A 24,013-nucleotide genomic window follows, 5' to 3' on the forward strand; every position below is an offset into this window, starting at 1 on the left:
TGGATAAATTAACTGCTACGCTATTTTTTTAAATAACTCAATCAGTTTTTGTTTATCAAAAAATACTGGATTTGCTCCGGCACAAGCATCTTTCATCGAATTTTCAGCCAATAATTCAAAATCTGGATTATCAACACTAATTTCTTTTAAGGATTTAGGAATACCTACCTCTTGAGCCAAATCTTTGATCCTTTTTATCACATAATCAACACACTCTTGATCTGTTTTATTTTTAGTATCCAATCCGATTGTTTCAGCAATAACTCTAAATTTTTCTGGTGCATGTTTAGCATTTTCTTCTTCAACTACCGACAATAACATTGCATTACATACCCCATGAGGTAAATCATAAAGACCTCCAAGTTGATGAGCCATCGCATGCACATTACCTAAACCAGCATTACTAAAAGCAATACCGTTTAAAAAGCAGGCATAACTCATTTGTTCTCTGGCTTCAATATCGTTACCATTTTTAACCGCGCGCGCTAAATATTTAAAGGTTTGACCAATTGCATATAGTGCGGTCGAATCAGTGACATCCATCGCCCCTTTAGCAACCACCGCTTCTATTGCATGAGTTAACGCATCCATACCGGTTGCTGCGGTTAAATTTGCTGGTTTAGAAATCATTAAATCGGGATCACTAACTGTTATTGACGCCAATGTATTTGGATCCACCATAATCATTTTGACATGTCTACTCTCATCAGTAATCACGTAATTGATGGTAACTTCGGCAGAGGTACCAGCAGTTGTTGCTATTGCCACAATCGGTAAACATTTATGTTTACTTTTATGCATCCCTTCATAATCAGTAATTTTACCACCATTCGTCGCCAACACAGCAACGGCTTTACCACAATCTTGTGGCGACCCACCACCAATTGAGACAATAAAATCACATTTAGATTCTTGACATAATTTTAGTGCATTTTCAACATTGGTAACGGTTGGATTTGGTTTTACATCGTAAAAAATAACCGATTCAATCCCCTCTTTTGCCAATATATCTACTACTCTATCTACAGTACCATTACCCACTAAAAACTTATCACTAACAACAAATGCTTTTCGGCAATTTAGTTTTTTAACCGGTACACCTAATTCAGATAAGCATCCTTTACCCAAAAGATTAACCGGTGGAATGTAATAAATCATATTTACCTCTTAATTAATAACATTAAAAATTCCCATAAAAAGAACTGTATTTCATTATACGGAAAAAACTAATTACAAAAAAAATTATTTTTGACAATGAGAGGATGATCACAAAATTAATTTTCTTTTGAATTAATACATTGCAATTCTAGATTTTTTTACCAATAATTTGTTCCAATGTGAGAAACAATGTTCTACATCATGAACAAGGAGAAAAAATGAATTTAGAAAAATTTAAAGGTATATTCCCTCCAGTCCCTACTATCGTTAATAAAAAAGGGGAACTAGATAAAAAAGGAATGGGCAAATTATTAGATCATCTCATCGATAACGAAGCTGATGGTGTTTTAATTCTAGGTAGTGGTGGTGAGTTCTGCCATATGCCACCTAAGTTGCGATATGAAGTTGCTGAATTTGCGGTAAAACATATCAATAAACGCATTCCGGTGATGATTGGAATATCCAGTCCAAGTACCAAAGAAACTATTCAATATGGTCAGCATGCAGCACAAATAGGCGCAGATGCCGTTTTAGTGGTTAATCCATATTATGCTTTATTGAATAGTGATGCCATTTATCACCATTATAAAACTGTCGCTGAAAATCTTGATATACCAGTACTACTTTACAATTTCCCGGCATTAACCGGCCAAGATATTGGTATTGATGTTATTACTCAATTAGCCAAGGATCAACCAAATATTATTGGTTTGAAAGACACCATTGATAACATAAGCCATACCCGAGAAGTTATCAACAGAGTTCACGCCTTCCGTCCAGATTTTATTATCTTCAGTGGATTTGATGAATATATGTTAGACACGCTTATTCTTGGTGGTCATGGTGGCATTCCAGCAACATTTAATTTTGCCCCAAAAATTACTAAAGGAATTTATAAAGCTTTTGTTAAAAAAGATTATGAAAAAGCATTTAAATTACAACGTCAATTAGCAAAATTAATGCCTGTCTATGCAATTGAATCTCCATTCTTTGGCGTAATCAAACAAGCAATAAAACTGTCCGGTGTCGATATTTCAACAGAAGTTTTAGCTCCAGTAATGCCATTAACTTCCGATAAAAAGAAAGTTCTAAAAAAATTATTATCCGATTCAAAAATTTTATAAAAATTTATTACTAATTAGTTTTAGGAGCAAATTATGAGCGAAGTATCTAAAGTAATCATACTTCATCCCAATGATGATGTTGCCATAGCTCGTTTTCCTGTATCCAAAGGATACATCATTCAAGAAGCTGATGTTTCTGTACTTTCCGATATAAAAGAAGGACATAAAATAGCGCTTCACAATATCGAAAAAGATCAACCAATTAAACGTTATAATCAAATTATAGGTTATGCAATTTGTGATATTCAAGCTGGAGAACATATCCATTTACATAATCTAAAAATGGGTGATTATGGGCACGAATATGACTTTTGTGCAGATAAACAAGAAACACCAATGGCTAGTGAAAAAAGGACTTTCATGGGCTATAAGCGTAAAAACGGCCAAATAGCAACCCGTAACTATATTGGCATACTAACATCCGTCAACTGTAGTGCAACAGTTGCACGTCGCCTTGAAGATCACTTTAAAGCTAAAGGATTAGCTGATTATCCCAATATAGATGGAATCGTAGCCCTACCTCAAAGTTTTGGTTGTGCCATGGATATGAAAGGTGATTTGATGAAGATGATGCAACGCACAATGAGCGGTTATGCAAATCATCCTAACTTTGCCGGTATTCTAATAATTGGCCTTGGTTGTGAATCAAATCAAATCAAAGATCTTATTCAAGTGAAAGGATTAAATGAAGGTCCTATGCTACAACATATGACTATTCAAGAAACAGGTGGATCACAAAAAACTTTCGATAAGGGCGTAACTATTATTGAAAGCATGTTAAATGAAGCAAATCAATACACCAGAGAAGAAGTACCTGCATCAGAATTAGTTTTAGCACTTGAATGTGGTGGTTCTGATAGTTACTCAGGCATTTCTGCTAACCCTGCACTTGGCGTAGCTGTTGATTTACTCGTACAGCAAGGAGGTACAGCAATACTCGCCGAAACCCCTGAAATTTATGGTGCTGAATATATACTTACTCGCCGAGCAACTTCCAAAGAAGTAGGTGAAAAACTAATTAATCGAATTTTATGGTGGGAGGATTATGCCAAAAGATGTCACGCAGAATTAAATAATAATCCATCCGCAGGCAATAAAGAAGGAGGATTAACGACCATTCTTGAAAAATCACTTGGTGCGATTTGTAAAGCAGGAAGTACTAATCTTATTGATGTATATGAATATGCAGAACCAGTAACCGCAAAAGGATTGGTATTTATGGATACCCCTGGATATGACGCATTTGCATGTACAGGCCAAATTGCTGGTGGAGCCAATATTATGTGTTTTACAACAGGAAGGGGATCTGCATATGGTTCAAAACCAACCCCATGCATAAAAATCGCATCCAATAATTTTCTATGGCGTCGCCAAGAGGAAGATATGGATATTAATTGTGGTGATGTAGCTGATGGACAAGAAACATTAGAGCAAGCAGGTAAGCGAATATTTGAAACAATCTTAGCTGTTGCTTCTGGTGAAAAGACTAAAAGTGAAAAATTTGGATACGGCTCACTTGAATTCGTCCCATGGCAGCCCGGTGCAATTATGTAATTAATAAATAATTTTATATTGTCAGTTAAAGGAAAACACTTCTCTTAGGAGAAGTAGGGAGTCTGTTATGCCTAAAATAAATGAATTATATCAAAATCCTGAGGAGCAACTAAAAGCGACGAATGTTAGATGGCGAATATTTATTATAATGTTACTACTTGGAGCAATTAACTATATTGATCGAACTTCACTTTCCATTGCAATGCCTTATATCACAGAAGAATTTGGTATTGAAGATACACGAATTGTTGGTGCAATTCACAGTGCATTTTTTTGGGCTTATGCCTTAATGCAAATTCCAAGTGGCGTATTAGCAGATAAATTTAAAACAAGAAATATTATTGCAATAGCAACAATCGCTTGGGGTGGCTTCCAAGCTGTTGCAGCATTATGTCATGGTATTTTCACATTATCTTTATCTCGCTTAGGTTTAGGTGTATCTGAAGCACCAATTATGCCTGCGGGAGCTAAATTAATGGGAACTTGGTTAACACCAACTGAACGGGGTCGTGGTTCAATGTTATTAGACGGCGGGGCACCACTAGGAACTGCCTTCGGTGCTGTCATTATTGCTGGATTAATTGGATTTTTTGGCAGTTGGCGCATGGCATTTGTCATTGCAGGAGTGGGAACCATTTTAGCAGGTTTACTTGCTTGGTGGTATATCCGAACATACCCAAATGAACATCCTAAAATTAATAAAGCAGAACTAGAGCATATTGAAAAATATAATTTAGATTCTAAAAAAACAGATAAAAAATATAAATTATCTGATATTAAACCATATTTAAAACAACGAAATGTACTAGCTTTAATTTTCGGATGGGTTTGTTACAGTTTTGTATTCTATGGTTTAATGACTTGGTTACCACTTTATTTCCAAGCTACATATGGATTTAATATTAAATCAATGGGTGGAGCTATGGCAATTATATTCCTAGTTTGTTTTATAGGGCAATTAACTGGAGGATATATCATGGATAAATGGCGTAATGCGGGCGGTAAAACAAGTAAAGTATTACATACCATGTTAGCCATTTCCGCAATTACCGCTGGAGTAGGTATTTTCTTTTGTGCACAAAGTGATAATCCTACAATGGCAATAATTTTATTAACCGTTGCGCTGTTCCCATTACGTTGGGCTAGTATCTATTGGTCAATTCCATCATTATTAGGTGCTCAGAAAGTAGCCGGTACAATTTGTGGAACCATGAATTTTACCAGTAATTTATTTGCCGCAATTTTACCTATTGTTATTGGTTTCATCGTACAAGCCACAGGAAATTATTTTGCTGCAATGATGTTCTTTGCTGCCTCTGCCATGGGTTATTTAATTTGCTCATTATTAATTAATTTTGATAAACCAATGGATGTTTATGAATAAATATTTTGCATAATATGTATATATAATTTTAACCTACTGGTAATTAAGGGAACTTTTTTACCAGTCATTATCAAGTTTAATAAATAAAATCCCAACTATTTACCGCCAATTAGCTGCAAATTAATGTTGCTTGCAGTATTAAAACTAATAATTAGTTCAAATATCAAATTATGTCCAATTTCAAATTTTAAAAAACTTGTCTATAAAGTTAAGTAGAAGGTATTATTTGATTGAGTAATAATTATTACACTACCCGTCTCACAATTAAAAAGCAGGAAACTAAGTACTAGTCGCGAATAATAATGATGATAATCTTTTGCAAGATCTTATTATCTATTGGACAAATCGAGCTAAAGGATATAGCCAAACTAATAAAGACAAATAGGCAACAGATAAAAGAACAATCTGGCAAAAGTTAATTTTAAACCATGCTCCTAACAAGAATAAATTACGAATATTAGACTTTGGAAACGGTCCCGGTTTTTTAGCTATCACGTTAGCGTTAGCCGGACATGAAGTAACTGCAGTAGATGCTACTGAAGAAATGATAAATCAAGCAAAAAACAATGCAATACAATACCAAGTAAAGGTTAATTTTGTTTTATCAGATGTTCATTGCTTACCATTCGAAGACAATAGTTTTGATTTAATTATATTGCGTAATGTAACGTGGAATTTGAGTAATCCAACTTTAGCATATCAAGAATGGTTTAGAGTATTAAATACTAAAGGTAAATTACTTAATTTTGATGCCAATTGGTATCTATTTCTTTTTAATAAAAATCTTTATTCACAATATATGCAGGATAGACAAAATACCATGGAATATGGCATTGAAGATCATTATCGACAAACCGATACACAAGAAATGGAACGAATCGCCAAATTACTACCATTAAGTAAGGAAATTAGACCTGAATGGGATAAGAAGATTTTACAATCAATTGGTTATAAAAATATTCATATTGAAAACGATATATCAAAGATAGTCTGGGATGAAATTGAACAAATTAATTATCATTCAACGCCAATGTTCTTAATAGTAGCCGAAAAGGAATAAAATAGTTTTCCCATAAAATCTAGTAATTACTAAATTTGACCAAGAAAATGGTCAAATTTAGATTAATTATTTATATTACAACGTAAAATAACTGATATATATAATTTTTAATCATCAATCGTCAAATTACGAGTAGTTAAATCAAATGGCGTTAATTGATAAACGTAATAGTTGAGCCAATTACTAAATAGTAAATAAGCATGACTTCGCCATGTTGCTTTCGGAGTTAAATTAGGATTATTTTCTGGGAAGTAATTATAAGGGATCTCAGGGTTAATGCCGGCTTTTAAGTCACGAGAATATTCATTAGCCAAAGTAAATGAGTCATATTCAGGATGACCGGTCACAAACGCCATTCGTTTATCGGCGGTTGCCATTAAGTATGGCCCAGTGATTTCTGACTCAGCTAAGATATTTAAATCGGTATAGTTTTTAATTTTATCAATTGGAAAATCAGCATTACGAGAGTGTGGAGCTAAAAACGTATCATCAAAGCCTCGGGTTAAAATAGCATTTGGTTGCAAGATTTGGTGTTGATAAACACCGGATAACTTTTGTGAACGAGTGAATTTAGGTAAATCATATAAAACATTTAATGCCGCTTGCACTCCCCAACAAACAAACATGGTTGAGGTTACATGATCTTTCGCCCAAGTAATAATTTCAGCTAACTTAGGCCAATACACAACATCTGAAAAAGCGACTTTACCTAATGGCGCTCCAGTAATAATAAGTCCATCAAAATTCTGTTCACGAATATCATCAAAATCACAATAAAAGCTATTCAAATGTTCTATTGGCGTATTTTTGGATTCACGCTGATCTATTCTTAATAACTGAATATTCACCTGTAAAGATGAGTTAGAAAGTAAACGCAAAAATTGATTTTCAGTCTCTATTTTTTTCGGCATCAAATTTAAGAAAAGAAGCTTAAGTGGGCGAATTTCTTGAGTATTAGCACGCGTTGAAGTCATTACAAATACATTTTCATTACGAAGAACATCAACTGCCGGTAATGAATCAGGAATACATATAGGCATAACAAAAGCTCCTAACAATAATAAATTATCTTCTATAACATTGAAAAACGGACGTCTAGAAATCTATATAGCTAAATATAGAGCGTTTTAAAAAATTTGTCGAGTATTTATTGGAAAATAAATAGAATATTTTAAACAAAATCAGAATAATAACTAAGTTATTTGGTTTATTCTGCTGCAAAATAAAACTAAAAAGCTCGAGTATCTGTCCGCCAAGTATCGGCTGTTAATGCTTCACCAAAATAACTATTTATAAGTTTTTGAGTAATATCACTTAGTGGCGAAGCTAAAACTTCGGCAGTATTACCATATTCAACCACTTCACCATTATGCATAACGATAATTTGGTCACTAATATGTTTCATCATACCGATATCTTGTGTGACATAAACATAAGATATCTGTTGCTCTTCTTGTAATGACAACATTAAATTAACAATTTGTGAACGCATTGAAATATCTAATGCAGCTAAAGCTTCATCAAGAATTATCACTTTAGGCTTTAAAATTAGTGCTCTAGCTAAAGCGACTCGTTGTTTTTGCCCTGCTGCCATCACTGACGGATAATAAGAGGCATGTTCCGGTAATAAACCAACTTGTTTTAAAACATCATTGATTAATTTTTCCCGTTCATGACTGCTATAATTGGCATTGCGTTTAAGTGGAATTTCAAGCAATTGGCCAATACGCAGCCGTGGATCAAATGAACTTTCAACATGTTGGAATATCATGCGAATCAGTTGAGAACGATGACCAAAATCGCCATATTCTACTTTGTTACCATCAATCCAAATATCGCCACTATCTGGTTTAATCATACCAACCAGCATTTTAGCTAATGTCGATTTTCCGGAACCATTTTGTCCAATAATGGCTAGCGTTTTCCCTTCGTTTAGCGAAAACGACAAGGGTTTAACGGCATCAATTTGTAAATGACCAAAGAGTCCTTTAGGAATTTTAAATCGCTTTGATAAATTACGGACTTTTAATATTGGGTTCATTAACTATTCCTATATCTCAAATTACTCATCAATATTTAATGGAAAATGACAGGCTACCGAATGATCTTTGATTGGGATAAGCTCTGGTGCTTGTATGCATTTTTTCTGGGCATAAGGACAACGAGGTCCTAATCGACAACCAATGGGTAAATGTTCCAATGATGGAATAACGCCAGGTAAGGTATTTAAGGGGCTTTTATGAGGCATCGCTTTACCAAAATCAGGGATAGCATAAATCAATGCCTGAGTATAAGGGTGATAAGGTGATTTAATCAAATCTTCACTATCAGCAACCTCAACAGTTTGTCCGCAATATAGGACATTGATACGATCAGTCCAGCGAGTAACCATTTGCAAATCATGGCTAATCAGTAAAATAGTCGTACCCATATTTTGATTCATACTCGCAAGCAAACGAAATATTTGCGCTTCGGTTGTCGCTTCCATGGCATTGGTTGGTTCATCGGCAATAAGTAATTTAGGTTGATTAGCTAATGCTATAGCGATCATCACTTTTTGACATTCGCCTTCCGTTAATTCAAATGGGTATGATTTAAGTATTTCTTTATGATCTTTAATCCCAACACGATGTAGTAACTCAATCGCGCGATGCTTACGCCAAAATAGTCGTTGCCACCAATGTCCTTTAAATGTTCTTCGCGGAATAGCCTCAATTAACTGTTGGCCAATTTTCATAGATGGATCTAAACAAGATTGTGGCTCTTGGAATACCATGGATATATTATCACTAATCACTTTTCGTCGTTGTTTCGGTGTCAACTTCAATAAATCAACATCATTAAAATAGAAGCGATCAGCAGAAATCTTCCAATTATGATTAGTGACACCAAGTATCGCTTTAGCAATTAAACTTTTACCTGAACCTGATTCACCAACTAGACCTCGAATTTCACCTTCTGATAGTTTTAAATTGACGCGATCAATCGCCCGTAACAGGCCATCAGGAGTAATAAACTCAATAGTTAAATTACGAATGTCTAATAGTGCCATGATTAATGCCCTACTCGCTGACCATATAACCCAAAATTGAATAAATAAACCAAAATAATTGTAACAGAGACGGCGATTCCTGGAGCTAAAAAGGCCAATAAATTAACATCCATTATATCTTTCATCTTAAACATCATCATGCCTAAATTAGGTCGAGAAAAATCATTCGCAAAGCCTAAAAACGTAATGGTTGTGATAGCTAAAATAACCGAACCAAATAAAGACACTATCTCAGTCAAATAAACCGGTAGGATATTAGGTACAATATAATGATTTAAAATAGAAAATGAAGATAAACCATCAAGTCGATAAGCTGTGATGTAAGTTTTATTCCATTCTTTAATAACACGTTGATGGATATTATAAATAAATCTTGGCGCATAAGATAAACCAATGATCACTAAGATATTGGTAATATCATCTTCTAATAGCAAACTAATTACAATCACACCCAATAATGGTGGCACCACCATAAAGAATCTAAAGATAAATAAGATAAACGGTCGAATAAATGCGACAAAAAACATCAAATAATTAATCACACCACCAATGATAATGACATAAAAAACCGCTTTTAATGTCATTGAGATAGTTGAACGATAGCCGATCAATAAATAATCGAAAATATCTTGTCCTTGAGCCGTTGTTCCTAATATATGATTGATATCACCAGTTGGCCACCAAGCAGGAGGCAAAGAAGCGACATATACTGGATTTAAATGAGCATGAAAAAACCATTTAGTTGATAATGCAATAAAAGCTATACCCAAAATCCCATAAAAACTGACAATTAAGTACAAATTACTATGCAGTTTATGCAAGCATATTTTCATGTTCTTGGCTAACTGGTTCATCCTAGACATAGTGTTCCTTATGACGTAATGGATAAATAGCAATTGCAGATATCTCACCTAATAAAGTTAATAAGCTAATTACTGTTCCACACGCAAGAATGGCTATCGAAATAATAAAATAATTATGATTACGATAAGCCAACATAACCCATTGGCCAAGACCAACACGGTTAAACAAGATTTCAATCACCATCGTTGAAAATAATAGAGTCGTTGTATTATACGTCAATTGTGGGATTGTCGCCGGAATTGAATTGGGTAATAAATGTCGACGTAAAATTTTAAACGGTGAACGCTCGCGAATAATTGCCATTTTAATATAATTTTGCCTTGAGGTATTTTTAACATTTTCACTGACTAATTGAATAGTTACAATGCTTGGCTGAATCGCTAAAATAATGGTTGGCAAAAGTAAATAATGTAGTTGATCCAAAATTGCCGGTAATTTGTCTTCTCGCGTTGAAAGGATAATATCTAATAAAGAACTTCCCGTTACTGATATTGATATATCGAAGTTCATTGATATTGGCAATGTTGATGAAAGATAGAACATCACTAATGTTGCTAACATAACAATCGGACAAGAATAAAAGATTAAACAACCTAATCGAATCGTGGTATTTAGCCAATTTATATTACTTAAACCAAGAAAAATCCCTAACGGAATACCAATAAATAACGCAACAAGTAACGCTAAAATACAAAGCTCAAATGTCGTTAATAACGTATCGAAAAAAGGAACGGTTTCACCAGATATTAACTTAAATTGACCTTGCAATAGTTGCTTAAAAAAAGCGCTATATGCATCAATAAAAGTTAAATCACTAAAAATAGATTGAGGAACAAAATAAACCAGACAAAAGCTGATCTGGGCAAGTACGCAGATAATAAATAAAAACGTCACTATTTTTTTTAAAATATAGATAATCATTGTTTATCTTTATCGCTTTTATGAGTTAAGAATAACGGTGACATTTGTCACCGTTATTTATCTATACACTACTCAGGTATAACCGGTTTACTTGCAGCTGCATAAGCGTGATCTTGTGCACTTAAGCCACCCGCGTTACCTTTACCTTCATAATGATAATCTAACTCTTCTCGAGTTTTTATCCCACTATTAGATTCTACATAATCTGGAGCAGGAGCCTTTGTCATCACTGATGAAGAATAACCAGCAGTCGTTTCTGTTGCAGGCATAGTGACGACTTCATCTGTCTGCGGTTTATTTTCTTGAACATCAATATCAGCTTGAGAGCTTGTTGCTGCTACTTTTGGTTGTTGTGGTTTTCGGTCACTAACAACCGCTTTTTCAGCACTATTAGTATTCACCTCATCTTTAATTACGATTGGTAATAAAAGTGAAGGAATGACTGGTACATCGTTATTTGGTTGTTCACTATTCACTTGACTATAATCAACCGCTACCCGACCTAATGCTAGCTCTAAAGACGCAGCAGCAAATGACAACGGCACTGGCGACTGTTTTAGTTCAGTATTTTTACCACGACGTTTGGTACGCGGTGTATTCATACGCAAATGTCGAGATGTGCGTCGTTGACGTTTTGGTTGTGATTCGCCAACAGCTTTATTTTCACCTGTTTCTGGAACAATAATTGGTAACAATAAAGAAGGGATCACAATACGCTCTTGTTCGTTCTGAACTGGCGCATCACTATTTTTGACCCGAACACTCTTAGTTAAGTTTCGTGGTTGTCTGCGTGGCTTAGCTTCTTTTTGTTTTGGTTGTGCAGTCTCATTAACTACTTTATCTGCCTTGATATTATTCGTTGTATTGGTGTTGCCATTGTTATTTTGTTTGCTACGACGATTATTACGTGTCGGCTCTTTAACTTCTTCAGTAGTTGTATTATTTGCTGCAGCTGCTGCATTATTGTTACGATTATTACGTTGACGTCGATTATTTGAACGTTGATTGTCTCGTCGTCTATTTTGCTGAGGCTTAACTTCAGGTTTTGGAGCCTCTTTTTCAGTAACAAATAGTTGGCGAATCTTTTTAAACAATCCACCAAATAAACCTGTTGATTTCTCAACTTTCTTCGGCTCAGCTTTTGCTTTTGGCGCTTTGCTTGCTTCTACTTTAGGGCCAGATAATACTGCTTCTTCTACTACCAATTCAGCAACTTGATCTTCTTCCTCTTCTTCAAGCTCACGAATCAACTTAGGTAAATTGTAGCTTAATACATCGGTCTCTTCACCACGACGTTTACGGATGACTTTATAAAGAGGTGTTTCCATCTCTTCATCACCAGCAATAACGATTTTAACATCTGGATGCATTCTTTCGATATTGGTAATGGCTCGACGTTTTTCATTAAGCAAATAACTTGCAATTGGTACCGGCACAATCACGTCAATCTGCACGGTATTATCTTTCATCGCTTCTTCTTGAATTAAACGAAGAATTGATAGTGATAATGAATTATTATCACGAACCGTACCTGTTCCTTGGCAACGAGGACAAATATGGTGAGTAGCTTCACGCAACGAAGGGCTTAAACGTTGGCGAGACATCTCAAGTAGACCAAAACGAGAAATACGTGTGGTTTGAATTCTTGCTCGGTCAGTTTTCATCGCCTCTTTCAAACGATTTTCGACTTCACGCTGATTACGGATTGGCGTCATATCGATAAAATCGATCACAATTAAACCACCTAAATCACGTAAGCGTAATTGACGAGCAATCTCTTCCGCTGCTTCAAGGTTAGTATTAAATGCAGTCTCTTCAATATCGCTACCACGGATAGATTTCGCTGAGTTGATATCAATAGCGGTTAATGCTTCGGTCGCATCAATAACAATAGAGCCACCAGATGGTAATCGAACTTCACGTTGGAATGCTGATTCAATCTGCCCTTCAATTTGGAAATGATTGAATAATGGTACATCACCCTCATAAAGTTTTAGGCGACTAACATACTCAACTCGGCCTAAATCAGCTAATCGTTTTTTAGCAATTTCAAGTACTTTTGGATTATCAATGAGAATATCACCAACATCATCACGGAGGTAATCACGGAATGCGCGAGTAATAATATCGCTTTCTTTATGGATTAAACTTGGCGCCGGATGATTTTTAGATTCATTTTGAATCGCAGTCCAATAGTTGACCAAAGCATTCAAATCCTGTTGCAACTCTTCTTGGCTTTTACCAACACCAGCGGTTCTAGCAATAACGCCCATACCTTTTGGCTTTTCCAACGCATCAATAATACGCTTAAGATCAGCACGCTCTTCACCTTCAATTCGACGAGAAACACCACCGGCTCTAGGATCATTTGGCATTAAAACTAAATAGCTACCAGCTAAACTAATATAAGTCGTTAAAGCGGCACCTTTTTTACCACGAATTTCTTTTTCTATTTGAATAAGAACTTCTTGGCCTTCTTGTAAATGTTTAATACTACGACGACCAGAGATATTGGAAGGGAAATAGCTTTCAGCAATCTCTTTTAGAGGTAAAAAACCATCTCGTTCACCACCGTAAGAGACAAATGCAGCTTCTAAACTAGGATTGATTTTAGTGATTTTGCCTTTATAAATATTGGCTTTTTTTTGTTCGTGACCAAGGCTTTCGATATCTAAATCATACAAGCGTTGGCCATCAACAAGGGCAACACGCAGCTCTTCTTGCTGGGTTGCATTGATTAGCATTCTTTTCATTATTCTACACTCTTCATTAATCTAAATTAACTGTAGGTAGAACTTTATTATTAACAATAACCGCTTATTTTAACAATGATAAACAATAGTACTTACTTAAATATTTTTTATACCGTATTCATTATTTTATTTGTGTTATTTTTGTTATTATTTTATGTGAAATCAGTATAACTTATCCAACATCAATACACTTTTTAGAGGTAATATTACATTCAAAACACCTATACACTTTTTGAACACCACTAAATATACAATTATTGATATTATTTCAATGATGAGTTTGCAAATTCTATTTTTCTACAATTTAACAAACCACTAAATCTTTATATGATTGTTTAAAATAAACATATTAATTAATTATAATAATTCTACTTACGCTATTTTATTTTGACAAACTGTAATGTCTAACGCCATTGCTGCATTACATGGATAAAATATCCATGTCTATTATTCACGTTTCAGCAACGGATAGCAAGCAAATTAAACTGACTATTTTATAAACAATTTAATGCTGGTTTTGTACTACCCTAAAATTAGACTGAAAATACAATAAAAAAAAGCTTTGATCACTAATTTTTCATCATTTAATTGTCGATAAATTCGGCAAATTTTTTACATCGATTTATAACGCATTTTATGAATTTAAAAACTTAACTTTAACAATTGTGTATATGCCAATTTGATCCGTATAATATTAAACAACTATCGATTATAAAATGAACTATGAGATAATATTTAGTTATGGAAGCGCCTGAAAAAATAGCATTGATTGATTTTACCCAGCGTTGGATCGCTCAATTTGAAAAAGCTCCACAAAGTGAAGAATTACACGGTTTACCCTCGCCTTGCATTATCAAAACTGAAAATCTTGCCGTTTATTGGCAACCCTTTTTACTTAATCCTCCAAGAGATTTAACCATCGCAGAACAAGTTATTAACATCAGAATCCACCCAAGTGCACATACATTTTACGGCACACAATATGCTGCAAATCTGACAGCAAAATTTGCTGACGTTAATTTAATTTTGTTGCAAGCGTGGAATGATGATGACTTTTCAAACTTAGAAAAAAATTTAATTGCTCACCTATCGCAACAAAAAAAATTAAAGCGAACGCCGACCATTTTTATCGCCTCAACCAATGAAGATACTGAAATCGTCGCATTAAATAATTTGACAGGCGAAGTGGTTAAAGAAGATTTAATAACTGGGCAATTGACAACATTATCATCTAATTTAGCAACATTTCTTGAAAAACTTATCGTTATAGCATAATAATTAGCTTTCGATAATTACTAAGCTGTGGTAAAAATGAGGCTCAACCGTATTGTGGTTTACAAATTGTAACTTGCCAAACAATATGTATATAATGCAATAAGTGTCACTAAAAGAAATAGGTAACTTATGTTTGAATATTTATTAGCAGCACCGGCAGATCCTATCTTAGGCTTAGCGGATCTCTACAACAAGGATGAACGCACCAACAAAATTAATTTAAGTGTTGGTGTTTATAAAGATGAAACCACCAAAACACCTATTTTAGAAAGTGTAAAAAAAGCTGAGCATCTAATATTAAATGATGAAACCACCAAAAGCTATTTACCCATTGATGGTGTTAATTCATTTAATATTGCCACTCAAATCTTACTATTCGGTAGTGAAAATCAACGAGCGAGGACTGCGCAAGCCCCTGGCGGAACCGGTGCATTACGCATCATGGCTGATTTTTTATCTCGCCGTACGAAAATAAAACGAGTATGGATAAGCAATCCATCGTGGCCTAATCATCGCAGCGTCTTTCAAACTGCGGGCTTAGAAGTTCGCGAATACCGTTATTACAATGCGCAAACACGAAGCCTAGATTTTGATAGTTTAATGAGTGATTTAAATCAAGTTGTCGCCGGCGAAGCCGTGCTATTTCATGGTTGCTGCCATAATCCTACCGGTATCGATCCGACTCCAGAACAATGGCAAGCGATTTCAGAGTTAGCCTTAAAAAATGGTTGGTTACCACTATTTGACCTCGCTTATCAAGGGTTTGGCCAAGGTATAGAAGAAGACGTATATGGACTTAGATTGTTTGCGAATAATCAACCTGAACTACTAATCGCTAGCTCTTACTCAAAAAATTTCGGTCTATATAATGAGCGTGTTGGTGCATTCACTTTAATTGCTGCGGATAGCGAAATTGCCGATCGGGCATTTAGTCAAGTCAAAACCATTATCAGAGCCAACTACTCTAATCCTCCAGCCCATGGTGCTAAGATTGTCTCTTATATATTAAACAATGCTGAATTAAAAGAAGAGTGGATTGATGAATTAACAGGCATGCGTCAACGTATTCATCGTATGCGCCAACTATTTGTGAAAACTTTACAAGATAAAGGTGCCAACCAAGATTTTAGTTTTATTGCCAAACAAAATGGTATGTTTTCATTTAGTGGTTTAACTGAAGAACAAGTACTTAAATTGCGTAATGACTATGGTATTTATATTGTTAATTCAGGACGAATCAATGTCGCCGGAATGACTATCGATAATATGTCTAGACTTTGTGAATCAATTGTCGAAGTTTTATAGTATAAACTCAATTAACGTATATTCTTCATAATTGGATGTGTTTATGGTTAAATTGAACCAAATTCACATCCAGTTTTTAGTAAAAATATCATAGAAAAATAACAATAAATAGATAGTTATAAAACTCAAAAAAAACGGCTCCTCAATTTTTTTCAAAAATTTAATTGAAACATTATTCTATTTCCTTTATTAGTTACTAACTTGTTTATATGTTAAAATATCACTATGTTTTAACATCACCTCAATTGAATCTAATTATGTCAATTTGTTATATTGCCTTAGGCAGTAATCTTAACGATCCATTAGAACAAACTAATCAAGCTATTGCAGCCTTAAAACAATTACCTGAAACAGTTGTTTCTGATATTTCACCATTTTATCGTAGCAAACCATTGGGACCACAAGATCAAAATGATTATCTCAATGCAGTCATAAAATTAACCACGTCTCTGACACCAATAGCACTATTAGATCATTTACAAGCCATTGAGAAGTCACAAGGTAGAGTCCGTAAAGAAAATCGTTGGGGAGCAAGAACATTAGATTTAGATATATTGTTATATGATGACTTAGTTATAAATACAGAAAGGCTTACCATACCACACTATCATATGAAAAAGAGAGAATTTGTACTTTATCCTTTATTTGATATTTCACCTGATCTGATATTACCTGATAACGATAAGCTGTTTAATTTATTAACAAAATGTCCCATGAATGGATTAAAAAAATGGCATGAATAATTAATCTTATTAATAACCATATAGTTGTAAATTTTTATGGTCTAAATGCCAAAAAATAATAAAAAAAATTTGCCAAAGCCTAAATTATTGCTATAGTTTACCGCTCGCAAATAATCTGTACTTAAGGGGATTGCTGTGAAAAAGGAACAAAAAGTAAATACATCTTCTCTTAGCCTACTTGCTATTGCAGGGCTTGAGCCTTATAAAGAGGCAAAAGGTGAGGAGTACATGAATCCTAAGCAATTAAAACATTTCAAACTTATCTTAGAAGCATGGCTATCACAGTTACAAGGTGAAATGGGTAAAACAGTTTCTCACATGCAAGATGAGGCTGCAAATTTCCCAGATCCGGCTGACCGCGCTACTCAAGAAGAAGAGTTTAGCTTAGAATTAAGAGCGCGTGACAGAGAACGCAAATTGATCAAAAAAATTGAAAAGACATTAAAGAAAATTGAAACCGATGATTTTGGTTTTTGTGAATCATGTGGTGTTGAAATTGGTATTCGTCGTTTAGAAGCAAGACCGACAGCTGATTTATGTATTGATTGTAAAACATTAGCTGAACTTCGTGAAAAACAAATGGGTATATAATTTCCATTTAAACCGTCGTTTTATTCAATACGCCCATGCAATATATTGGTCGTTTTGCCCCCTCACCATCTGGACCATTACATTTTGGTTCATTGGTGACGGCTCTCGGTAGTTACTTACAAGCCAAAGCCAATTTTGGTAAGTGGCTTGTTCGCATTGAAGATATTGACCCACCACGGCAAGTCAAAGGCGCCGCATCGTTAATATTAAAAACCTTAGAGGCTTTCGAGCTGTATTGGGATGACCAAGTTTTATATCAATCAAATTGTAGTGAGCGTTATCGAGCCGTATTACAATCACTTATTACTCAACAAAAAGCTTATTATTGTGATTGTACCAGGCAAAGGATCCATAATCTTAGCAATGGGATATATGATGGCTTTTGTCGTGAGCGACATTTAGCATCAACGAACCAACAGCAATGTGCTATTCGATTAAAGCAAAGTCAGCCAGTTTTTTCTTTCGATGATAAAATTCGTGGTCAACAAACTATTGATTCCGCTAATGCTTTAGAGGATTTTATTATTCATCGTAAAGATGGTCTATTTGCTTATAATTTAGTTGTAGTATTGGATGATAATTATCAAGGAATAACTGAAATTGTTCGCGGTGCAGATCTACTGCCGGTGACCGCTAAACAAATTTCGCTTTATCGATTATTTAATTTTACTATCCCCAATTACTGCCATTTACCATTGGCTTTAGATAGTCATGGTAATAAACTGTCAAAACAGAACCATGCTAGCCCGATTGATAGTAAAAAAGCGAATTTATTAACCGCACAAGCATTACAGTTTTTAGGTCAACAATTACCGGAAAGCTGGCAAGATGCCTCACAAACACAGTTGTTAGATTGGGCAATCACTCACTGGAAAATTAACCAAATACCGAAACAAAACCAAGTGTTAACCACCGATATAAGATAAATTAGGTGTGATGCCTAGATTATGCTCATGTAATAAATGTTTTTCTGGTTTTATTAATAGTGAAGCTAACACACGTGCTTTAAGTTGTGCTTTCTGTTCTGGACTGCTTAGCAAATCTCGTAAATCAACTGCAGCATCACCAAACAGGCAATAATGAAGTTTACCAAGCGATGAAACTCGTAATCGGTTGCAACTTTTACAAAAATCCTGCGAATAAGGCATAATTAGACCAATTTTACCTTTATAATCACTATGAGTATAAACTTTAGCAGGACCAGATAATGCCTCTTTTGCTTGTAACTGCCAACCTTGTTCAATAAGTTGAGACTCCATCGCTTGACCAGCTAAATGATAGTGATTAAATAACTGACGGCTTTCGGTTGTCTCCATCAGTTCAATAAAACGTAATTCTACTGGTCGGTGTTTAATCCAAGCTAAATAATCATTCAGATGATCATTCATATTTTTCATTAGAACAGTATTAATTTTAACTTTCTCAATACCAACATCTAATGATTTTTCAACTCCTTGCATTAACTCTTGCAGTTTATCTTGGCCAGTTATTCGTTTAAAAATATATGGAGAAAAACTATCAATACTAATATTAATAGCGTTAAGCCCAGCTTGTTGCCAATAATGGACATTTTTTAATAATCGTGAACCATTGGTAGTAATTGCCAATTGTTTAATACTTGGATAAGCCGAAATAATTGACAAAATATCCATAAAATCTCGACGCAAAGTCGGTTCGCCACCAGTTAAGCGAATTTTATGCACACCAAGTTCGGTAAATGTTGATATGACATTATCAATTTCATTTAACGATAAAAATTTATGATCTTTATTAGGTCGATATCCATTAGGTAAACAATACTGACATTGAAAGTTACATAATTCAGTAATTGATAAACGCAAATATTGAAAGCGACGCTGATAATTATCCACTAATTGCATATATATAATAAACACCTTATCCAAATCGGGAAGCATAGCCATTTCTGCGCTATACCGCGGCTAAATTACCATATGAATAATATTATCACTTAGGCAAAGTAGCTTCAGAGTTTGGTTTAGTCTAGCATAGCGTTTATTTTTTGACTATGGACAATTATTTAATATCAATCTAATAAAAAACAATTTATTTTTATCTAAGATCCTACACGGTTATTAATATACTCAGTATCGATAACGCTAAGCCAATCTGGTAATTTAATAACTAAAATTGCGATAATTTTTTACTACAATGATATTTAAATCATTGGTTAATGTAATATTGAAAAATTCAATTTGAAAAAATAGTTACATATTTTCATGTTAAATTAATTTAATTGATAAATTAGGTTATTATCAGCTTTACTTATTTTTTATTCTGTTTGAATATATAATGATTTTTTGTCGATAAAACCGTCAAATGGAGGTTGTGATGATTACCCATATTAGTCCATTAGGATCAATGGATCTACTTGCTCAAGCAGAAGTCGATATTCTGAAAAAATCAGCAAATAGTGAACTATACCAATTATTTAGAAATTGTTCACTAGCCACACTCAATGCAGGTAGCAAAACGGATAATACTCAAGAATTATTGGATAGATTTAAATCTTTCGAAATTAACGTTATCAGCAAAGAACGAGGGGTCAAATTAGAGCTTATTGATGCTCCTGAAACCGCATTTGTCGACAAAAAAATTATTCGCTCCATTCAAGCCAATCTATTTGCGGTGTTGCGTGATATCCTGTTTTTAAATAGCCAAATTAGTGCAATTAAACATTTGGTGCCTAATGATAAATTGGAAAAAGAACACTCCTATTACATCACCAATCTTGTTTTCTCAATTTTACGTAATGCCAATGCCTTACATGTGGGTGAAGAACCTAATTTAATTGTCTGTTGGGGTGGGCATTCCATTAACGAAAGTGAATATTATTATGCTCGTCAAGTTGGTATGCAACTAGGACTGCGCGAACTCAATATCTGCACAGGCTGTGGTCCGGGAATTATGGAAGCCCCGATGAAAGGCGCTGCTGTTGGTCATGCACAACAACGTATCAAAGATAGTCGTTTTATTGGTATGACCGAACCATCCATTATTGCCGCAGAGCCACCAAATGCACTGGTTAATGAACTTATTATTATGCCGGATATTGAAAAAAGACTTGAAGCGTTTGTGCGTATGGCGCATGGTATTGTTATCTTTCCTGGTGGCCCAGGTACCGCGGAAGAATTACTTTATATATTGGGGATTATGCTCAATCCTGCCAATAAAAATCAGACTTTACCAATTATTTTGACTGGTCCCAAAGAGTGTGAAGATTATTTTGCTGCAATTGACCAATTTATCCGCAACACCTTAGGAGAAGAAGCAACTAAACTGTATGAAATTATCATTGATTCGCCAGAACAAGTCGCTCGCATCATGAAACATGGCGTCAAACAGGTTAAATCATCACGTTTAGCGACTGGCGATGCTTACGGATTTAACTGGTTACTTAAAATCGATGAATCATTACAGCATCCATTTGAACCAACCCATGAAAATATGGCATCACTTAATCTACATAAAAATCAACCTGTTGAAATGTTAGCAGCAGACTTACGTCGAGCTTTCTCAGGTATCGTAGCCGGTAATGTAAAAGAATTCGGTATGAAGCAAATTGCCGAACATGGACGCTATAAGTTACAAGGTGATCCAGAGATTATGAAACAATTAGATAATTTACTGCTTAGCTATGTTAAACAAGACCGTATGAAGCTACCTGGAGGTAGTGCTTACCAACCTTGTTATGAAATTTGTTATTAACGCTAAAATTAAATAACTTCTTTTCCGCCGATAGTTAAATTCTAAGACTAAATTGCAGAATTAAATCGGCGGAATATTTTCAACAAGAAAAACCCTACAAATCACTTAAAATATCTAGTGCTTCAGATACTTTCTTAACCGCAAAGATCTGCATATTTTCTGGTTTCTTTTTCGGCATATTGGCAATAGGTACTATCGCTTTTTTAAAGCCATGTTTAGCCGCTTCTGAAATACGTTCTTGGCCACTTGGTACTGGTCTGATTTCACCACCTAGTCCTATTTCACCAAAAATTACCACATCTTGTGGCAAAGGCCGATTGCGAAAACTCGATACCAATGCGGCAATTAATGCTAAATCGGCACTGGTTTCGGTTACTTTTACCCCACCGACAACATTAACAAAAATATCCTGATCGGCCATTTGTAAACCACCATGACGATGTAAAACAGCCAATAACAGTGCCAATCGGTTCTGATCAAGCCCGACAGTTACTCGCCTTGGATTGCCATAAACAGAGTGATCAACTAATGCTTGGATCTCAACTAATAATGGCCGAGTGCCTTCCCACAGCACCATTACTGAACTACCAGATAGCATCTCTTCACCACGACTTAAAAAGATTGCTGATGGATTACTAACCTCTTTCAAGCCTTGTTCGGTCATGGCAAACACACCAAGTTCATTTACGGCACCAAACCGATTTTTATGGCTACGCAAAGTACGGAATCGAGAATCAGCATCGCCATCGAGTAAAATCGAGCAGTCAATACAGTGTTCAAGGACTTTAGGCCCAGCCAGTGATCCATCTTTAGTCACATGGCCAACCATGATAATGGCAATTCCTTTGGTTTTGGCAAACCGGGTTAAATAAGCTGCTGTTTCACGAACTTGTGCCACACTACCCGGTGAAGATTGAATATCAGCAAGATGCATCACTTGAATTGAGTCGATAACCATTAATTTGGGTTGAGACTGTTCGGCCAGTAAACAGATCTGCTCAATACTTGTCTCAGACAACATATTAATATTATCAGTTGGTAAACCCAAACGGTGGGCACGCATTGCCACTTGTTGTAGTGATTCCTCACCAGTAACGTAAAGCGTATTCATTTGTGCCGAAAGTTTACTCATGGTTTGCAATAGCAAAGTACTTTTACCGGCACCGGGATTACCACCAATTAAGATAGCACTACCCGGCACCACACCACCGCCTAGTACTCGGTCAAATTCAGAAAAACCGGTTGAAAATCTTGGTAAGGCCTCAAGACTAATTTCAGACAGTTTTTGGATTCTAGTTTGCCCGGCGCCACCTGCATAACCGGTTAATCGATCATTGCGTGATGAGGAACTGGCTAACCTCACTTCAGTAATAGTATTCCAAGCATGGCAAGCACTACATTGACCTTGCCAACGAGGATAGTCGGCGCCACAATCATTACATACATAAGCGCGCTTTACTGTTTTTGCCAAATTTTTCTCCTAACCTTCACTTAATAAACTGGTAGATAAAATGCACCATAAACCAGTCAAATCGGCATAATTGATACTAATTCTTGCTTTTTCAACGACTTTAGGTTTGCCGTGATAAGCAACACCAAGTCCAGCAATTCTAATCATCATTAAATCATTGGCACCATCACCTATCGCAACAGTTTGTTCAATCGGAATATCTAAAGAAACCGCCAATTGTTGTAACGTTCGAGCTTTATATTTAGCATCAACAATTTGCCCTATCACTTTACCAGTTAACTGGCCTTTTTTAATTTCTAACTCATTAGCATGAGCAGCAACCAGTTTCAACTTCTGTTTTAAATGGTCAGCAAAATAGGTAAATCCTCCAGAAACAATAGCAACGTGCCAATTTTTTTTATGTAGCTCTTTAACTAAATAAGTTAATCCCGGCGTTAATGGTAAACTCTCTTTTACCTGATCTAAAATAGTTTGCTCTGCACCTTTTAAAGTTGCCACGCGTTTGCGTAAACTGGTGGCAAAATCAAGTTCACCTCGCATAGCAAGTTCAGTAACTGTAGCAACTTGTTCTCCCACACCTTGTAGCTTTGCCAATTCATCGATACATTCAATACCAATTGCGGTTGAATCCATATCCATAACCAATAAGCCAGGAGAATGTAAGGTTGGTAAATTATCGATTGGTGCAACATCAATCCCTAAGCTTAACGAAATCGATTTGGCTTTTTTCGGCATTACCCCTGCAATACGCACAATTTGATAGGTTTTAATTTTCCATGAAGAAACCACAACCATCGGCATTGCTAGCTGTCTTTGAAATTTTGACAGCAAGGTTTTATTTAACTTTTTACCATAAATAATCCAACCGGTTTTTCCGGCATTGTAATCTAATGGAACGACCTCACAACCATTTAAAGATAAAGGTAAACCTTGCCAATATTGTATATTTTCGGGGAGATCACTATAGGTTAATGTGTAAGCCATATTTCGAGAGTCTTAAAAGTGCAAAACAGATTCGGAATTTACCATATC

20 protein-coding genes and 1 riboswitch are annotated in these 24,013 nt (G+C 35.2%); of the genes, 10 read left to right on the forward strand and 10 right to left on the reverse strand.

The window, feature by feature from the left end; all coding sequences use genetic code 11:
* Positions 1-15: 15 nt before the first annotated feature.
* The gene (locus H3T56_RS10250) at positions 16-1,158 is read right to left on the reverse strand and encodes an iron-containing alcohol dehydrogenase (protein WP_086360341.1); all 1,143 of its coding nucleotides are present in this window, start codon (positions 1,156-1,158) and stop codon (positions 16-18) included.
* 218 nt (positions 1,159-1,376) lie between these two features.
* Between H3T56_RS10250 and H3T56_RS10255 the strand changes: the two genes are divergently transcribed.
* The 4 genes from H3T56_RS10255 (at position 1,377) to H3T56_RS10270 (ending at position 6,280) form a co-directional block, all read left to right on the forward strand.
* The gene (locus tag H3T56_RS10255) at positions 1,377-2,282 is read left to right on the forward strand and encodes a dihydrodipicolinate synthase family protein (protein ID WP_086360342.1); all 906 of its coding nucleotides are present in this window, start codon (positions 1,377-1,379) and stop codon (positions 2,280-2,282) included.
* A gap of 33 nt (positions 2,283-2,315) precedes the next feature.
* Positions 2,316-3,836 carry a UxaA family hydrolase gene (locus tag H3T56_RS10260; protein WP_086360343.1) on the forward strand — a complete coding sequence of 507 codons (1,521 nt, stop codon included), beginning with the start codon at positions 2,316-2,318 and terminating at the stop codon, positions 3,834-3,836.
* A 67-nt stretch (positions 3,837-3,903) separates the two neighbouring features.
* The gene (locus H3T56_RS10265) at positions 3,904-5,220 is read left to right on the forward strand and encodes an MFS transporter (RefSeq protein ID WP_086356829.1); all 1,317 of its coding nucleotides are present in this window, start codon (positions 3,904-3,906) and stop codon (positions 5,218-5,220) included.
* Between the two features lie 403 nt (positions 5,221-5,623).
* Positions 5,624-6,280: a class I SAM-dependent methyltransferase gene (locus H3T56_RS10270; protein ID WP_198192930.1), complete on the forward strand. Its 657-nt coding sequence runs from the start codon at positions 5,624-5,626 to the stop codon at positions 6,278-6,280.
* 107 nt (positions 6,281-6,387) lie between these two features.
* Here H3T56_RS10270 and metA read toward each other — a convergent pair whose 3' ends face one another.
* The 6 genes from metA to rne all read right to left on the reverse strand — a co-directional run bounded on the left by metA (position 6,388) and on the right by rne (position 13,870).
* Positions 6,388-7,320 carry a homoserine O-succinyltransferase gene (gene metA / locus H3T56_RS10275; RefSeq protein WP_086365113.1) on the reverse strand — a complete coding sequence of 311 codons (933 nt, stop codon included), beginning with the start codon at positions 7,318-7,320 and terminating at the stop codon, positions 6,388-6,390.
* 188 nt (positions 7,321-7,508) lie between these two features.
* Positions 7,509-8,321: an ATP-binding cassette domain-containing protein gene (locus H3T56_RS10280; RefSeq protein ID WP_086365112.1), complete on the reverse strand. Its 813-nt coding sequence runs from the start codon at positions 8,319-8,321 to the stop codon at positions 7,509-7,511.
* 21 nt (positions 8,322-8,342) lie between these two features.
* The gene (gene sapD / locus H3T56_RS10285) at positions 8,343-9,332 is read right to left on the reverse strand and encodes a putrescine export ABC transporter ATP-binding protein SapD (protein ID WP_198192902.1); all 990 of its coding nucleotides are present in this window, start codon (positions 9,330-9,332) and stop codon (positions 8,343-8,345) included.
* Positions 9,333-9,334: 2 nt separating this feature from the next.
* Positions 9,335-10,195, reverse strand: coding sequence for an ABC transporter permease subunit (locus tag H3T56_RS10290; RefSeq protein WP_198192903.1), 861 nt, complete (start codon positions 10,193-10,195; stop codon positions 9,335-9,337).
* A complete protein-coding gene (locus H3T56_RS10295; RefSeq protein ID WP_198192905.1) occupies positions 10,188-11,117 on the reverse strand; it encodes an ABC transporter permease subunit in 930 nt (309 codons plus the stop codon). Before H3T56_RS10295 ends, H3T56_RS10290 begins: the two co-directional genes overlap by 8 nt.
* A 68-nt stretch (positions 11,118-11,185) precedes the next feature.
* Positions 11,186-13,870, reverse strand: coding sequence for a ribonuclease E (gene rne, locus H3T56_RS10300; protein WP_198192907.1), 2,685 nt, complete (start codon positions 13,868-13,870; stop codon positions 11,186-11,188).
* A gap of 741 nt (positions 13,871-14,611) precedes the next feature.
* Here rne and syd point away from each other — a divergent pair.
* The 5 genes from syd to gluQRS all read left to right on the forward strand — a co-directional run bounded on the left by syd (position 14,612) and on the right by gluQRS (position 18,710).
* Positions 14,612-15,145, forward strand: a complete 534-nt coding sequence (syd, locus tag H3T56_RS10305; RefSeq protein ID WP_198192908.1) for a SecY-interacting protein — start codon at positions 14,612-14,614, stop codon at positions 15,143-15,145.
* A gap of 129 nt (positions 15,146-15,274) precedes the next feature.
* Positions 15,275-16,450 carry an amino acid aminotransferase gene (locus tag H3T56_RS10310; RefSeq protein WP_198192910.1) on the forward strand — a complete coding sequence of 392 codons (1,176 nt, stop codon included), beginning with the start codon at positions 15,275-15,277 and terminating at the stop codon, positions 16,448-16,450.
* Between the two features lie 257 nt (positions 16,451-16,707).
* Complete coding sequence (gene folK, locus H3T56_RS10315; protein WP_198192912.1) at positions 16,708-17,193, forward strand: 2-amino-4-hydroxy-6-hydroxymethyldihydropteridine diphosphokinase; 486 nt, start codon at positions 16,708-16,710, stop codon at positions 17,191-17,193.
* Positions 17,194-17,328: 135 nt separating this feature from the next.
* On the forward strand, positions 17,329-17,784 hold the full coding sequence (gene dksA, locus H3T56_RS10320; RefSeq protein ID WP_065578398.1) for an RNA polymerase-binding protein DksA: 456 nt from the start codon (positions 17,329-17,331) through the stop codon (positions 17,782-17,784).
* A gap of 35 nt (positions 17,785-17,819) precedes the next feature.
* Entirely contained in the window at positions 17,820-18,710 is an 891-nt protein-coding gene (gluQRS, locus tag H3T56_RS10325) for a tRNA glutamyl-Q(34) synthetase GluQRS (RefSeq protein ID WP_198192914.1), read from the forward strand.
* Here gluQRS and moaA read toward each other — a convergent pair.
* Positions 18,690-19,664: a GTP 3',8-cyclase MoaA gene (moaA, locus tag H3T56_RS10330; protein ID WP_370545548.1), complete on the reverse strand. Its 975-nt coding sequence runs from the start codon at positions 19,662-19,664 to the stop codon at positions 18,690-18,692. The two genes, gluQRS and moaA, sit on opposite strands and share 21 nt — an antisense overlap.
* A riboswitch (molybdenum cofactor riboswitch) is annotated at positions 19,662-19,785 on the reverse strand. Its footprint overlaps the gene before it by 3 nt.
* A gap of 348 nt (positions 19,786-20,133) precedes the next feature.
* On the opposite strand from moaA, the gene ppnN reads away from it, so the two are divergent.
* Positions 20,134-21,510 carry a nucleotide 5'-monophosphate nucleosidase PpnN gene (gene ppnN / locus H3T56_RS10335; protein WP_065614640.1) on the forward strand — a complete coding sequence of 459 codons (1,377 nt, stop codon included), beginning with the start codon at positions 20,134-20,136 and terminating at the stop codon, positions 21,508-21,510.
* 94 nt (positions 21,511-21,604) lie between these two features.
* Here the strand turns inward: ppnN and radA are convergent, their stop codons facing one another.
* Positions 21,605-22,981 carry a DNA repair protein RadA gene (radA, locus tag H3T56_RS10340; RefSeq protein WP_086356835.1) on the reverse strand — a complete coding sequence of 459 codons (1,377 nt, stop codon included), beginning with the start codon at positions 22,979-22,981 and terminating at the stop codon, positions 21,605-21,607.
* Between the two features lie 9 nt (positions 22,982-22,990).
* On the reverse strand, positions 22,991-23,965 hold the full coding sequence (gene serB / locus H3T56_RS10345; RefSeq protein ID WP_198192916.1) for a phosphoserine phosphatase: 975 nt from the start codon (positions 23,963-23,965) through the stop codon (positions 22,991-22,993).
* Positions 23,966-24,013: the final 48 nt, after the last annotated feature.

The organism is Gilliamella sp. W8123, assembly GCF_016101085.1.
GTDB classification, from domain to species: Bacteria; Pseudomonadota; Gammaproteobacteria; order Enterobacterales; family Orbaceae; genus Gilliamella; species Gilliamella apis.